Below are 12,516 nucleotides of genomic sequence, written 5' to 3' on the forward strand. Positions count from 1 at the left end.
GGAAAACAAAACAGACCTGTAGGCATCACCTTCGGGCATTCAGCGTTAAAGAAAAAAACGGCGTAGCCGATTGCTGGTTCAGGACTCCATTATTTCAGGATGACAGTAATGACGATTTCTACAGTCGGTTTTTCAGCGCCTGCATTCAGTATCAATGCGGCCGCGACCGCCAGCGCGGACGCCGTTGATGGAGAGGAGAAGAAGCTCGACACCGCCTCGGAAGAGAAAAAGATCAGCGGCGACATCTCCGATCATCTGAGTGTTTCGGCCAAACGGTTGCTAAAGCGTCTGGCCGAATTGCAAGAGCAGTTGCGTGACCTGCGAGCGAGGATGCAATCTGCTGAAAACGCTGCCTATTCGAACTTGGCTGCCAAAAACTCAGTCGTGGCCAGCTTTCAAAGTCAGATCACCGCCGTCACAGGGTCGATCATGTTGATGTCTGCATCTTTGTTCAAAGAGCTCGACAGAAGCGGCGGCATGGATATCACGGTGTAAAGGTCACTCGACTTTTTTTAGCGCAGCACTCCGTTCCAGGCGTTGACAATCGTCGCGCCGTTTCTCATAGTTCGTTTCTCGCAAACGTTTGCGCCATGATCATCGATCAGGGTTACGATGCTTTGCCCGACACAATAATCATAAGATCGGAGTGTACCCATGAAGCTGCCATTTGCTGGACGCGTTCTTGCCGTCGCTATGCTCGCTGCTGTTGCCGCAACAACCTCTCTTCCTGCTTTATCCGCTGAGTCTTCTGAAAAGCCCAAAGTCGCGCTGGTGATGAAATCCCTCGCCAACGAATTCTTCCGAACCATGGAAGACGGTGCCAAGGTTTACCAGAAAGAAAACGCTGACAAGTTCGATCTGATCTCCAACGGCATCAAGGACGAATCAGACACCTCCAGCCAAATCCGCATTGTTGAGCAGATGATCGTTTCCAAAGTCAACGCGCTGGTTATCGCACCTGCAGATTCCAAGGCGTTGGTACCGGTGATCAAGAAGGCTATGGATGCCGGGATCACAGTCGTGAACATCGACAATCAACTGGATCCCGAAGTGCTGAAAAGCAAAGGCATCAGCGTGCCTTTCGTAGGGCCTGACAACCGTAAGGGCGCCAGGCTGGTGGGTGAGTACCTGGCTCGCGACCTGAATCCGGGAGATGAAGTCGGCATTATCGAAGGCGTTTCCACGACCACCAACGCTCAACAGCGTACGGCGGGGTTCAAGGACGCCATGGAAGCCAAGCAGATGAAGATTGTCTCGGTTCAGTCCGGTAACTGGGAAATCGACAAAGGTAATGCCGTTGCTTCACAAATGCTCAATGCTCACCCGAACCTGAAAGCGCTGCTGGCCGGTAACGACAGCATGGCGCTGGGCGCTGTTTCCGCGGTACGCGCGGCAGGCAAAAAGGATCAGGTCAAAGTAGTAGGCTACGACAACATCAAGGCTATTCAGCCGATGATCAATGACGGTCGAGTGCTGGCGACGGCTGATCAGTTCGCCGCCAGGCAAGCCATGTTCGGTATCGACGCGGCCTTGAAGATTCTCAAGGGCGAAAAAGTCGAGACAGTGAATGGCATCATCGAAACACCGGTCACTCTGATCACTCAATCCAAACTGTAACTCCTTTGTCGAATGACTGCATCTGCCCGTCCTGGGCAGGTGCACGGAGATTCTTATGTCGGCTTCAGTTCAAACTGCTGTGCTTTCTGTCAGCGGTATAGGCAAAACCTACGCGCAACCCGTACTTGGCGATATCGACCTGACGTTGATACGCGGCGAAGTGTTGGCCCTTACGGGGGAAAACGGCGCAGGAAAAAGCACTCTTTCGAAAATTATCGGCGGTCTGGAAGCGCCCACCACCGGGCAGATGCAGTTCCAGGGCGAAAGCTATCAGCCGACCAACCGAACCCAGGCAGAAAAGCTGGGGGTGCGGATGGTGATGCAGGAACTGAACCTGCTGCCCACGCTCTCCGTTGCCGAAAACCTGTTTCTCGATAACCTGCCGCGACGTGCTGGCTGGATCAACCGCAAGCGTCTGCGTGAAGATGCGACTCAGGCCATGGCTCAAGTAGGGCTGGATGCTATCGACCCGGATACATTGGTCGGTGAGTTGGGCATTGGCCATCAGCAGATGGTCGAGATCGCTCGCAACCTGATCGGTGATTGCCGTGTGTTGATTCTCGATGAGCCGACCGCCATGTTGACGGCGCGGGAGGTCGAGATGTTGTTCGAGCAGATCACCCGCCTGCAGGCACGCGGCGTGTCGATCATCTACATCTCTCACCGCCTTGAGGAGTTGCAACGTGTCGCGCAGCGAATTGCTGTGCTGCGCGACGGCAAGCTGGTGTGCGTCGACGCCATTGCCAATTACAGCAGCGAGCAGTTAGTGACGTTGATGGTCGGTCGCGAACTGGGTGACAAGATCGATCTGGGGACGCGCCAGATTGGCGAAGTAGCACTGAACGTCAAAGGCCTGAGTCGTGGTGACAAGGTCAGGGATGTCTCATTTCAGGTGCGTAAAGGCGAAATTTTCGGTATCTCCGGATTGATCGGAGCGGGTCGTACCGAGCTGATGCGTCTGATCTATGGGGCTGATCTGGCCGACAGTGGCACCATCGAGTTGGGCAGCCCGCTGCGCAGCGTTTCGATTCGTTCACCCTCCGATGCCGTTCGCCAGGGTATCGCGTTGATTACTGAAGACCGCAAGGGTGAGGGGCTTTTGCTGACTCAGTCCATCAGCGCCAATATCGCCTTGGGCAACATGGATGCGGTGTCGGCTGGCGGAATGGTCAAAGCTCAAGATGAAATGAGCCTGGCGCAGCGGCAGATCGATGCCATGCGCATCCGCAGTTCCGGTCCGGCGCAGCTGGTTTCCGAACTTTCCGGTGGCAATCAGCAGAAGGTGGTGATTGGCCGATGGCTGGAGCGTGACTGCCCGATCATGCTGTTCGACGAGCCAACCCGGGGTATCGATGTCGGTGCCAAATTCGATATCTATGGGTTGTTCGGTGAGCTGACCCGTCAGGGCAGGGCGCTGGTCGTGGTGTCCAGTGATCTGCGTGAGCTGATGCTGATCTGTGATCGCATCGGCGTGCTGTCTGCCGGACGCCTGATCGATACCTTCGAGCGCGACAGCTGGACCCAGGATGAACTGCTTGCCGCCGCATTTGCCGGCTATCAAAAACGCGACGCGCTGCTCAGTGAAGCCGCGCCGAGGACTGCTTGATGAAAACCTCAACCCCTTCAACGGCTTTGCCTTCAACCGCCAAACGTAGCGGCACCTATTTCGGCCTGGGGACTTATCTGGGGCTGGCGGGTGCTTTGCTGGCGATGATCGTGCTGTTCTCGCTGCTCAGTGACCACTTCCTTTCTTACAACACCTTCAGCACCATCGCCAACCAGATCCCTGACTTGATGGTATTGGCAGTGGGCATGACCTTTGTGCTGATCATCGGCGGCATTGACCTGTCGGTAGGCTCGGTGCTGGCGCTGGCGGCCTCAGCCGTCAGCGTGGCGATTCTCGGCTGGGGCTGGAGCATTTTCCCGGCTGCATTGTTTGGCATGGCATGCGCCGCACTCGCGGGGACCATAACCGGATCAATCACGGTTGCCTGGCGGATTCCGTCATTCATCGTGTCGCTGGGCGTGCTGGAAATGGCTCGCGGTGTCGCGTACCAGATGACCGACTCGCGCACGGCCTACATTGGCGACTCGTATGCCTGGTTATCGAACCCGTTTGCCTTCGGCATCTCACCTTCATTTGTGATTGCCCTGTTGGTCATTATCGCTGCTCAGGCGTTGCTTACCCGCACCGTGTTCGGACGCTACCTGATTGGCATTGGCACTAACGAAGAGGCCGTGCGGCTGGCGGGTATCAATCCCAAGCCTTACAAGATTCTGGTGTTCTCGTTGATGGGCCTGTTGGCGGGCGTGGCTGCGCTGTTCCAGATTTCCCGTCTGGAGGCCGCTGACCCCAACGCAGGCTCGGGCCTGGAGTTGCAAGTCATCGCTGCAGTGGTCATCGGCGGGACCAGTCTGATGGGCGGACGTGGTTCTATCGTCAGTACCTTCTTTGGCGTCCTGATCATCTCCGTGCTGGCGGCCGGGCTGGCGCAAATTGGTGCCACAGAGCCGACCAAGCGGATCATTACCGGCGCGGTGATTGTCATCGCGGTAGTGCTCGACACCTATCGCAGCCATCGCGCGAAGCGCCAGGTCTGATATGGCAACGATTAAGGATGTAGCGGCGTTGGCCGGGATTTCCTACACCACGGTTTCTCATGTCCTGAACAAATCCAGGCCCGTGAGCGATCAGGTCAGGATCAAGGTCGAAGCTGCCATTCAGCAGCTGGATTATGTGCCCAGTGCGGTGGCGCGTTCTCTTAAAGCCAAGTCCACATCGACAATCGGGCTGCTGATTCCCAATGGCGTGAATCCCTATTTCGCTGAGTTGGCTCGAGGCATTGAAGACTACTGCGAGCGCAACGGTTTTTGCGTGATCCTGTGTAATTGCGATGACAATGCGGATAAGCAGCGGGGCTATTTGCGGGTGCTGCTGGAGAAGCGTGTCGATGGGCTGATCGTGTCCTCGGTGGGTGGCGATCCCGGTCTAGATGGTGGCCTCGCAGGGGTGCGTACGCCCATGGTGGTGGTCGACAGAGAGCTGGAAGGTATAGACGCCGATCTGGTGCGTATCGATCATGAGCTCGGCGGCTATCTGGCAACCCGGCACTTGCTGGAGTTGGGGCATCGGCATATCGCCTGCATTCATGGCCCGGCGCTGACCAGTGTGGCGCGATTACGGCTGAATGGTTACGAACGAGCCATGGCGCAAGCTGGTATCAAGGTTGAGCCACATTGGGTGATCGAAAGCGACTACACCAGTCCGGGCGGTTACCAGGCGGCTGTCAGCCTGTTGTCAGGCAAGCCGCCAACCGCCATTTTTGCGGGCAATGACATGATTGGCATCGGCGTATTGCGCGCGGCTGCCGAACGCAATATTCGTGTGCCAAAGGACTTGTCCGTGGTGGGTTTCGATGACATCGAAATGAGCCGCTATGTCTATCCTGCGCTGACGACCGTCGGCCAGTCGATTGTCGAACTGGGCGAGCATGCCGCGCAGATGCTGTTGCGACGAATCACCGGGCCATTCGACGGCGTGACCGAACAGCGTGTCGTGCCCCCAAGCATTGTGTTGCGTGAGTCCACGGCGCCTCCTGTCACATGAATGACGTTGAGCAAAAACTACCTCGAGTAAGAACGATGAATGTGAAAAATAATGCAGATACGTCGCACGCCCAGGTAGTGGTGGTCGGCAGTTTGAATATGGATCTGGTGACGCGCGCCCAGCGCTTGCCGGGGCCGGGGGAAACCTTGAGCGGGGATTCGTTTGCCACAGTATCCGGCGGCAAAGGTGCTAATCAGGCGGTCGCCGCGGCGCGGCTGGGGGCGCGGGTGGCGATGATCGGTTGCGTGGGTGATGACGCCTATGGTGAGCAACTGCGTGCCGCGTTACTGGCCGAGGATATCGATTGTCAGGGGCTGACTACCGTGGCGGGGGTATCCACGGGAATCGCTTCGATTGTGGTGGATGCCAATGGCCAGAACTCGATCATCATCGTCGCCGGGGGCAACGGCCAGCTGACGCCGGATGTCATAGACCGCTTTGACGCGCTGCTCGATGCTGCGCAGGTGGTCATTTGTCAGCTTGAGGTGCCGGTGCCAACCGTTGCTCACGTATTGCGTCGAGCGCGGGAACTGGGCAAGACGGTCATTCTCAACCCGGCTCCGGCATCGGCTGCATTGCCCGAGCATTGGTATTCGTTGATCGATTATCTGATCCCCAATGAAACCGAAGCGGCAATCCTGAGCGGTATAGCAGTGGACTCTCCGACGTCTGCAGAGCACGCGGCCCGGTCCCTGCTGGCTGCGGGCGCAGGCAAAGTGATCATTACGTTAGGTGAGCACGGCGCGTTATTGGCATCGGGGCAGGGCGTCGAGCAGTTTCCCGCGCCGCGCGTCACTGCGGTCGACAGCACGGCTGCGGGTGATACATTTGTCGGCGGTTTCGCTGCGGCGCTGGCTGAAGGTCGCACTGAAGCCGAGGCGATTCGTTTCGCACAAAAGGCTGCGGCATTGTCGGTAACCCGAGAGGGTGCGCAGCCTTCCATCCCTGATCGTGCTGAAGTACAAAGGTTTGACCCTACATGAAAAAAACACCGTTGCTCAATATCGCCCTTTCCCGCGTCATTGCTTCCCTGGGGCACGGCGATATCGTCATGATCGTTGATGCTGGCATGCCGATTCCGGCAGGCGTGGAGTTGATTGATCTGGCGTTGACCCGTGGTATGGCCGACTTCGCCAGTGTGCTGGATACCGTGCTGAGTGAAATGCAGGTTGAAAGCCATGTGCTGGCCGAAGAAATCATGTTCAAGAAGCCGCCGGCCCTGAGCGTGATTGAAGGGTTGAATCTGGACGGCGATCTGGGAGAGCAGCGGCTGCTCAGTCACGAGGCTCTCAAAGTGCTGAGCAAAAGTGCCAAAGCAATCGTGCGTACCGGTGAGTGCGAGCCATACAGCAACATTGCGCTGGTCGCCGGAGTGGTTTTCTGATTCCTCGCAACAGTCATTTAATCTGAACAGGGAGTTCGCTATGCAAGCGTTGCCTATCTTCAAACAGCTATTCCGGAGCCTGCTGCTTTTGTCCATTCTCAGTGCAAGCGTGACCCAGGCTGCGGAAAAACGCGACTTGATCATCGATACCGATCCGGGGGCTGATGACGTGGTGGCTTTGCTGCTCGCGCTGGCATCGCCTGAGGAGTTGAATGTCCTGGCGATTACGACTGTGGCGGGCAACGTGCGTCTGGACAAAACCTCTCGCAACGCAAGACTGGCCCGAGAGTGGGCCGGGCGCGAAGAAGTGCCGGTATATGCCGGTGCGTCCAAGCCTTTGGTGCGTACACCTATCTATGCGGAAAACGTTCATGGTCAGGAAGGGTTGCCCGGTGTACCCGTGCATGAGCCTAAACAGGGGCTTGCTCAGGGCAATGCGGTGCAGTACTTGATTGACACCTTGCGCAAGGCCAAACCGCACAGCATCACCCTCGCCATGCTGGGGCCGCAAACCAACCTGGCTCTGGCACTGGTACAGGATCCGGAAATCACTCAGGGCATCAAGGAAGTCGTCGTGATGGGCGGGGCGCACTTCAACGGCGGAAATATCACGCCGGTCGCCGAGTTCAACCTCTTCGCTGACCCTCATGCCGCTCAAGTGGTTTTGGCCAGTGGCGTCAAGCTGACCTACCTGCCACTGGACGTAACCCACAAAATACTCACCAGCGAGCAGCGTCTGGCCCAGATCGCCGCGTTAAATAATCAGGCGGGCAAACTGGTCGGCAGTATTCTCAATGAATACGTGAAGCTGGACATGGCTCACTATGGCTTGCCCGGCGGGCCGGTACATGACGCCAGTGTCATTGCCTGGCTGCTCAAGCCCGAGCTGTTCAGTGGCAGGCAAATCAACGTTGCCGTTGATAGTCGTGAAGGAATAGGTTTCGGTCAGACCGTTGCTGACTGGTATGACACGCTTGGTCGCGACAAGAACGTGTTCTGGGTCGAGAGTGGTGACGCACAAGGCTTCTTCGATCTGCTGACCAGTCGCCTGGCACGCCTGAAATAAACTCCTGCCAGCGAAACCGGCTTGGCGTTCGTCAAGCCTTGCCGGTTTCGTTCGGGTAGCGAGCGAGCACTTGCGTGATGAATGCCAGCGCGCCCTCGGTGCCCAACTCTTTTACCAGCAAGTCCACAGCAATGATCGCCAGCTCCTCCGGATTGCCCGGGCTGTGTGATGAATGCCCCTGGGGCCATTTCGCCTTGATGTCTGCATCGATGGATACGACTGCCATTGCTGCCTCGTCTCGTCGTCTGAAAGGGAGATCCTTTACAGGGTGCGGCCTGGACGGCCGAACGCTTGCTCCAGTAAAGCATTTCAGCCGCTGTTTGACACTGCGACCTAAGACGGTAACGCAGCGACAAGTCAAAATCCGGCGCATGCGTACTCATGTTTTGTGACGATTTGCTGAGACGTGGCGCATTAAGCTCGGGCAGACTGCGCAGCGGTCTGTACTGATGGCCTGGAACTGGCCATATGTTGCAACGAATGGGTTGCGGTGCTGTCGCAAGGGTTCAGCTTATGTTTATCGGTCAAGGAGTCTGTATGCCGTGGAAAATCTCTTCAGTCGGGTTTGCTGTTGCGTTGTCGTTGCTGGCAGGGTGCAGCAGCACGTCTGAGTCAACAGCTCAAGAGCCGAATGCTCCGGTTGCCAGTGGACGCTGCGACGCCGCAGGTGCTCAGTTCGCCGTAGGTCAGCAAGCATCGGCTGCGTTGCTCGCCCAGGCCCGAGCCAAAGCCGGGGCGCAAGATGCCCGCTTCATCGGTGCCAACGATATGGTCACCCTGGAATACCGCTCCAACCGCGTCAATCTCAATACCGATGCCAATGGCAAGGTCGTGCGGGTTAACTGCGGTTGAGTCGAGCCGTTTCTGCACCCATAAAAAAACCCCGTCAGTGACGGGGTTTTTTAGATCGCCTGGATTACTCCGCGCGAACCTGAGCAGCTTGCATGCCCTTTTGGCCTTTCTCAGCCACGAAGGAAACGGTCTGGCCTTCTTTCAGGCTTTTGAAACCGTCGCTTTCGATAGCTTTGAAGTGTACGAACAGGTCGTCACCGCCACCCTGTGGGGTGATAAAGCCGAAGCCTTTTTCGTCGTTGAACCATTTTACGGTGCCGGTTTGGCGATTAGACATGGTGAATCTCCAAGAACATAATTTTTTCAGTGTACGTGTTGCTCAGGCCAACTGGGCACACCGGCCTATCATAGTCGAAATGTGGGAATGTAGAACTTTTTCAGTAAGAACTTTGAGCAGTAACCGTAGGTAAACCCGGAATAACTCCTCTAAGCCACCTTGTTTCTGAAGCTCGAAGTTACATAGAAAGGTTGGTTGGCGGGGCTGAAAGGCTCGTATTCCGTGGCTTTCAGGGATTGCCCACAGTCATCCTGCAAATATGCCCCCGCCTGGCTTCATGAAGTCATGTAGATGAATTATTTTTTTGGCTGAGTGCAGTTGGCTTCGACCAACTTACGCATTTTTTCAGTCTGCTCACGGGTTGGTGGCTGACCGCCATTACTCATTTTTTCAATTTCCGCGCTGCTGAAGTTTTTGCTCACTTGCTCGGCGCCACATTCGCAGTGGGATTTGGCTGAGGCTGCATCAAGCTTTTGCCCTGCGGTGGACACGCAATCCTGAATGAACTTGGCTTTGGTTGGAGCACTCATGGCCGCATGAGCGGTGAGTGGCATTGCCAGGGCGAGTGGGGCGAGCAGGGCGAATAAACGTGGAAGCTTCATGGCGTTTTCCTTTATAGGGTTCAACGTATTTGCAGCAGGTTGCACAGCTATCTGACGATGAGTGCCCACGCCAGTTCAGTTTGATGAACGCGAGACGGATGTGGGCGGTGCAATTGATTGATCCAGCGTGCATGTGAATGGGTTGAGCTGTGATAGGATGCGCGTCCTTTATATCTGTCCGCGTCTGGCTGGTGTTCTTTTCGCCGTCGTTGTGCAGTTTTATTTCAAACCAGTCATCTGGTTCGGTTCAAGGTTGGCCGCAAGGCTCCTGCCACTGTGAGGCAGGCATACCACCGGATCACGTACTGGCTCATCCCAACCCACGTGACCTTTGGTAGGGGTCACCACTAGGAGAGGAGGCGCCATGCCCACCATTACTCTTCCCGACGGCAGTCAACGTTCATTCGATCACCCCGTTTCCGTAGCCGAGGTCGCGCTTTCCATTGGTGCAGGTCTGGCCAAGGCCACCGTCGCCGGTAAGGTCGACGGTCAACTGGTCGACGCCAGCGATCTGATCGAGAAAGATGCCAGCCTGCAGATCATTACCCCCAAGGATCAGGAAGGGCTGGAGATCATCCGCCACTCGTGCGCCCACCTGGTAGGTCATGCGGTCAAGCAACTGTACCCGACTGCAAAGATGGTCATCGGGCCAGTCATCGATGACGGTTTTTATTACGATATCGCTTATGAGCGCCCGTTCACGCCTGACGACATGGCGGCGATCGAGCAGCGCATGCAGCAGCTGATCGAAAAAGATTACGACGTCATCAAGAAGGTCACTCCGCGCGCCGAAGTGATCGACGTGTTCACTGCGCGTCACGAAGATTACAAACTGCGTCTGGTTGAAGACATGCCAGAGCAGCAGACCATGGGTCTGTACTACCACGAAGAATACGTCGACATGTGCCGCGGCCCTCACGTGCCGAACACTCGCTTCCTCAAGTCCTTCAAGCTGACCAAGCTGTCCGGTGCCTACTGGCGCGGCGATGCCAAAAACGAGCAGCTGCAACGCGTTTATGGCACCGCATGGGCCGACAAGAAGCAACTGGCTGCTTACATCCAGCGTATCGAAGAAGCTGAAAAGCGCGATCACCGCAAGATCGGCAAGCGTCTTGGGCTGTTCCACACCCAGGAGGAAGCGCCGGGCATGGTGTTCTGGCATCCGCAGGGCTGGACTCTGTACCAGGTGCTTGAGCAGTACATGCGCAAAGTGCAGCGCGAGAACGGTTATCTGGAGATCAAGACGCCGCAGGTGGTCGATCGCTCCCTGTGGGAAAAGTCAGGTCACTGGGCGAACTACGCCGATAACATGTTCACCACCGAGTCCGAGAGCCGCGACTACGCAATCAAGCCGATGAACTGCCCATGCCACGTGCAGGTGTTCAATCAGGGGCTGAAAAGCTACCGTGAGTTGCCGATGCGTCTGGCCGAGTTCGGTGCTTGCCACCGTAACGAGCCGTCCGGTGCGCTGCACGGGATCATGCGTGTTCGTGGCTTTACCCAGGATGACGCACACATCTTCTGCACTGAAGATCAGATGCAGGCTGAGTCTGCAGCGTTCATCAAGCTGACTCTGGATGTGTATGCCGACTTCGGCTTCAAGGACATCGAGCTGAAGCTTTCGACCCGTCCTGAAAAGCGTGTAGGTTCCGATGAGCTGTGGGATCGCGCCGAAAGCGCACTGGCATCGGCGCTGGATAGCGCGGGTCTGCCTTACGATCTGCAGCCGGGCGAAGGTGCTTTCTACGGTCCGAAGATCGAGTTCTCGTTGAAAGACTGTCTGGGTCGTGTCTGGCAGTGTGGTACCCTGCAGCTCGACTTTAACTTGCCGATCCGTTTGAGCGCCGAATATGTGTCCGAGGACAACAGCCGTAAACATCCGGTGATGTTGCACCGGGCGATTCTTGGCTCTTTCGAACGTTTCATCGGGATTCTGATCGAGCACTACGAAGGTGCATTCCCGGCCTGGCTGGCGCCCACTCAGGCAGTGATTATGAATATCACTGATAAACAGGCAGATTTTGCCCTTGAAGTGGAAAAAATTCTCGCTGAAAGCGGGTTTCGTGCCAAGTCCGACTTGAGAAATGAAAAGATCGGCTTTAAAATCCGTGAGCATACTTTGCTCAAGGTCCCTTATCTCCTCGTGATTGGAGATCGGGAAGTTGAAATGCAAACTGTCGCTGTGCGTACACGCGAAGGTGCAGACCTCGGCTCGATGCCGGTCGCCCAGTTCGCTGAATTCCTCGCACAAGCGGTTTCCCGGCGTGGTCGCCAAGATTCGGAGTAATTACTATTAAGCGTGAAATGAGACAAGATAAACGAGCTGCACCGAAAGCCCCGATCAACGAGAATATCTCGGCACGCGAGGTTCGGTTAATTGGAGCTGAAGGCGAGCAGCTTGGGATTGTGTCAATTGAAGACGCGCTGCTTAAGGCTGAAGAGGCCAAGCTGGATCTGGTGGAAATTTCCGCCGATGCAGTACCCCCTGTCTGCAAGCTGATGGACTACGGCAAATCGATCTTCGAAAAGAAGAAACAGGTTGCCGCTGCCAAGAAAAATCAGAAGCAGATCCAGGTTAAAGAAATCAAGTTTCGTCCAGGGACGGAGGAAGGGGATTACCAGGTAAAACTACGCAACCTGGTACGTTTCCTGAGTGACGGGGACAGGGCCAAGGTATCGTTAAGATTCCGCGGTCGTGAGATGGCCCACCAGGAGCTGGGCATGGAACTGTTGAAGCGGGTTGAAGGTGACCTTCTCGAATACGGTTCCGTTGAGCAGCATCCTAAGATGGAAGGACGCCAGCTGATTATGGTCATCGCCCCGAAAAAGAAGAAATAACCACCAGGGCACGGCAGGCCTTGCGGTTATGTTTATCAACTGAATGCGGAGTATCCGAACATGCCAAAGATGAAGACTAAAAGTGGTGCAGCTAAGCGGTTTTTGAAAACTGCTAACGGCATCAAGCACAAACACGCTTTCAAGAGCCACATTCTGACCAAAATGTCGACCAAGCGTAAGCGTCAACTGCGCGGTAGCAGCTTGCTGCATCCGTCTGACGTGGCAAAAGTCGAGCGCATGCTGCGCCTTCGTTAATTTTGATCAAGAATAGAG

The 12,516-nt window shown here is 56.0% G+C and carries 15 protein-coding genes; 12 read left to right on the forward strand and 3 right to left on the reverse strand.

Annotated elements, in window-relative coordinates:
- The first annotated feature begins 99 nt into the window (after window positions 1-99).
- The 8 genes from CKW31_RS13915 (at window position 100) to CKW31_RS13950 (ending at window position 7,674) form a co-directional block, all read left to right on the forward strand.
- Window positions 100-495 carry a hypothetical protein gene (locus tag CKW31_RS13915; RefSeq protein ID WP_218192152.1) on the forward strand — a complete coding sequence of 132 codons (396 nt, stop codon included), beginning with the start codon at window positions 100-102 and terminating at the stop codon, window positions 493-495.
- A 159-nt stretch (window positions 496-654) separates the two neighbouring features.
- Complete coding sequence (locus CKW31_RS13920) at window positions 655-1,617, forward strand: sugar ABC transporter substrate-binding protein (protein WP_095095778.1); 963 nt, start codon at window positions 655-657, stop codon at window positions 1,615-1,617.
- A 55-nt stretch (window positions 1,618-1,672) separates the two neighbouring features.
- Complete coding sequence (locus CKW31_RS13925; RefSeq protein ID WP_095095781.1) at window positions 1,673-3,223, forward strand: sugar ABC transporter ATP-binding protein; 1,551 nt, start codon at window positions 1,673-1,675, stop codon at window positions 3,221-3,223.
- Window positions 3,223-4,218: an ABC transporter permease gene (locus CKW31_RS13930; protein WP_095095784.1), complete on the forward strand. Its 996-nt coding sequence runs from the start codon at window positions 3,223-3,225 to the stop codon at window positions 4,216-4,218. The genes CKW31_RS13925 and CKW31_RS13930 overlap by 1 nt, the downstream gene beginning before the upstream one ends.
- Before the next feature lies 1 nt (window position 4,219).
- Complete coding sequence (locus CKW31_RS13935) at window positions 4,220-5,224, forward strand: LacI family DNA-binding transcriptional regulator (RefSeq protein WP_095095788.1); 1,005 nt, start codon at window positions 4,220-4,222, stop codon at window positions 5,222-5,224.
- Window positions 5,225-5,259: 35 nt separating this feature from the next.
- Complete coding sequence (rbsK, locus tag CKW31_RS13940; protein ID WP_095095790.1) at window positions 5,260-6,207, forward strand: ribokinase; 948 nt, start codon at window positions 5,260-5,262, stop codon at window positions 6,205-6,207.
- Complete coding sequence (gene rbsD, locus CKW31_RS13945; RefSeq protein ID WP_095095793.1) at window positions 6,204-6,608, forward strand: D-ribose pyranase; 405 nt, start codon at window positions 6,204-6,206, stop codon at window positions 6,606-6,608. Before rbsK ends, rbsD begins: the two co-directional genes overlap by 4 nt.
- Window positions 6,609-6,648: 40 nt before the next feature.
- On the forward strand, window positions 6,649-7,674 hold the full coding sequence (locus CKW31_RS13950; protein ID WP_095095796.1) for a nucleoside hydrolase: 1,026 nt from the start codon (window positions 6,649-6,651) through the stop codon (window positions 7,672-7,674).
- Window positions 7,675-7,705: 31 nt separating this feature from the next.
- Here CKW31_RS13950 and CKW31_RS13955 read toward each other — a convergent pair whose 3' ends face one another.
- A complete protein-coding gene (locus tag CKW31_RS13955; protein WP_095095798.1) occupies window positions 7,706-7,900 on the reverse strand; it encodes a hypothetical protein in 195 nt (64 codons plus the stop codon).
- Window positions 7,901-8,211: 311 nt separating this feature from the next.
- Here CKW31_RS13955 and CKW31_RS13960 point away from each other — a divergent pair, with 311 nt between their 5' ends.
- Window positions 8,212-8,526 (forward strand): I78 family peptidase inhibitor, encoded by a 315-nt coding sequence (locus CKW31_RS13960; RefSeq protein ID WP_027898684.1) that lies wholly within the window; start codon window positions 8,212-8,214, stop codon window positions 8,524-8,526.
- Window positions 8,527-8,590: 64 nt separating this feature from the next.
- Here the strand turns inward: CKW31_RS13960 and CKW31_RS13965 are convergent, their stop codons facing one another.
- Together CKW31_RS13965 and CKW31_RS13970 are read right to left on the reverse strand one after the other, a co-directional pair.
- A complete protein-coding gene (locus tag CKW31_RS13965; RefSeq protein WP_007905882.1) occupies window positions 8,591-8,803 on the reverse strand; it encodes a cold-shock protein in 213 nt (70 codons plus the stop codon).
- 296 nt (window positions 8,804-9,099) lie between these two features.
- Window positions 9,100-9,405 carry a hypothetical protein gene (locus CKW31_RS13970; protein ID WP_095095800.1) on the reverse strand — a complete coding sequence of 102 codons (306 nt, stop codon included), beginning with the start codon at window positions 9,403-9,405 and terminating at the stop codon, window positions 9,100-9,102.
- Between the two features lie 364 nt (window positions 9,406-9,769).
- Between CKW31_RS13970 and thrS the strand changes: the two genes are divergently transcribed.
- The 3 genes from thrS to rpmI are packed head-to-tail and all read left to right on the forward strand — an operon-like array spanning window position 9,770 to window position 12,498.
- Window positions 9,770-11,692 (forward strand): threonine--tRNA ligase, encoded by a 1,923-nt coding sequence (gene thrS, locus CKW31_RS13975; protein WP_095095803.1) that lies wholly within the window; start codon window positions 9,770-9,772, stop codon window positions 11,690-11,692.
- Window positions 11,692-12,243, forward strand: coding sequence for a translation initiation factor IF-3 (gene infC / locus CKW31_RS13980; protein WP_176469887.1), 552 nt, complete (start codon window positions 11,692-11,694; stop codon window positions 12,241-12,243). The genes thrS and infC overlap by 1 nt, the downstream gene beginning before the upstream one ends.
- 60 nt (window positions 12,244-12,303) lie before the next feature.
- A complete protein-coding gene (gene rpmI / locus CKW31_RS13985; RefSeq protein ID WP_002553160.1) occupies window positions 12,304-12,498 on the forward strand; it encodes a 50S ribosomal protein L35 in 195 nt (64 codons plus the stop codon).
- The last annotated feature ends 18 nt before the right edge of the window (window positions 12,499-12,516 follow it).

The organism is Pseudomonas sp. Irchel 3A5 (assembly GCF_900187575.1).
Classification (GTDB): domain Bacteria; phylum Pseudomonadota; class Gammaproteobacteria; order Pseudomonadales; family Pseudomonadaceae; genus Aquipseudomonas; species Aquipseudomonas folii.

Coding starts and splice junctions, on each gene's coding strand:
- CKW31_RS13915 (WP_218192152.1), top strand. CDS start 100: ATGACAGTAATGACGATTTCTACAGTCGGTTTTTCAGCGCCTGCATTC.
- CKW31_RS13920 (WP_095095778.1), top strand. CDS start 655: ATGAAGCTGCCATTTGCTGGACGCGTTCTTGCCGTCGCTATGCTCGCT.
- CKW31_RS13925 (WP_095095781.1), top strand. CDS start 1,673: ATGTCGGCTTCAGTTCAAACTGCTGTGCTTTCTGTCAGCGGTATAGGC.
- CKW31_RS13930 (WP_095095784.1), top strand. CDS start 3,223: ATGAAAACCTCAACCCCTTCAACGGCTTTGCCTTCAACCGCCAAACGT.
- CKW31_RS13935 (WP_095095788.1), top strand. CDS start 4,220: ATGGCAACGATTAAGGATGTAGCGGCGTTGGCCGGGATTTCCTACACC.
- rbsK (WP_095095790.1), top strand. CDS start 5,260: ATGAATGTGAAAAATAATGCAGATACGTCGCACGCCCAGGTAGTGGTG.
- rbsD (WP_095095793.1), top strand. CDS start 6,204: ATGAAAAAAACACCGTTGCTCAATATCGCCCTTTCCCGCGTCATTGCT.
- CKW31_RS13950 (WP_095095796.1), top strand. CDS start 6,649: ATGCAAGCGTTGCCTATCTTCAAACAGCTATTCCGGAGCCTGCTGCTT.
- CKW31_RS13955 (WP_095095798.1), bottom strand. CDS start 7,900: ATGGCAGTCGTATCCATCGATGCAGACATCAAGGCGAAATGGCCCCAG.
- CKW31_RS13960 (WP_027898684.1), top strand. CDS start 8,212: ATGCCGTGGAAAATCTCTTCAGTCGGGTTTGCTGTTGCGTTGTCGTTG.
- CKW31_RS13965 (WP_007905882.1), bottom strand. CDS start 8,803: ATGTCTAATCGCCAAACCGGCACCGTAAAATGGTTCAACGACGAAAAA.
- CKW31_RS13970 (WP_095095800.1), bottom strand. CDS start 9,405: ATGAAGCTTCCACGTTTATTCGCCCTGCTCGCCCCACTCGCCCTGGCA.
- thrS (WP_095095803.1), top strand. CDS start 9,770: ATGCCCACCATTACTCTTCCCGACGGCAGTCAACGTTCATTCGATCAC.
- rpmI (WP_002553160.1), top strand. CDS start 12,304: ATGCCAAAGATGAAGACTAAAAGTGGTGCAGCTAAGCGGTTTTTGAAA.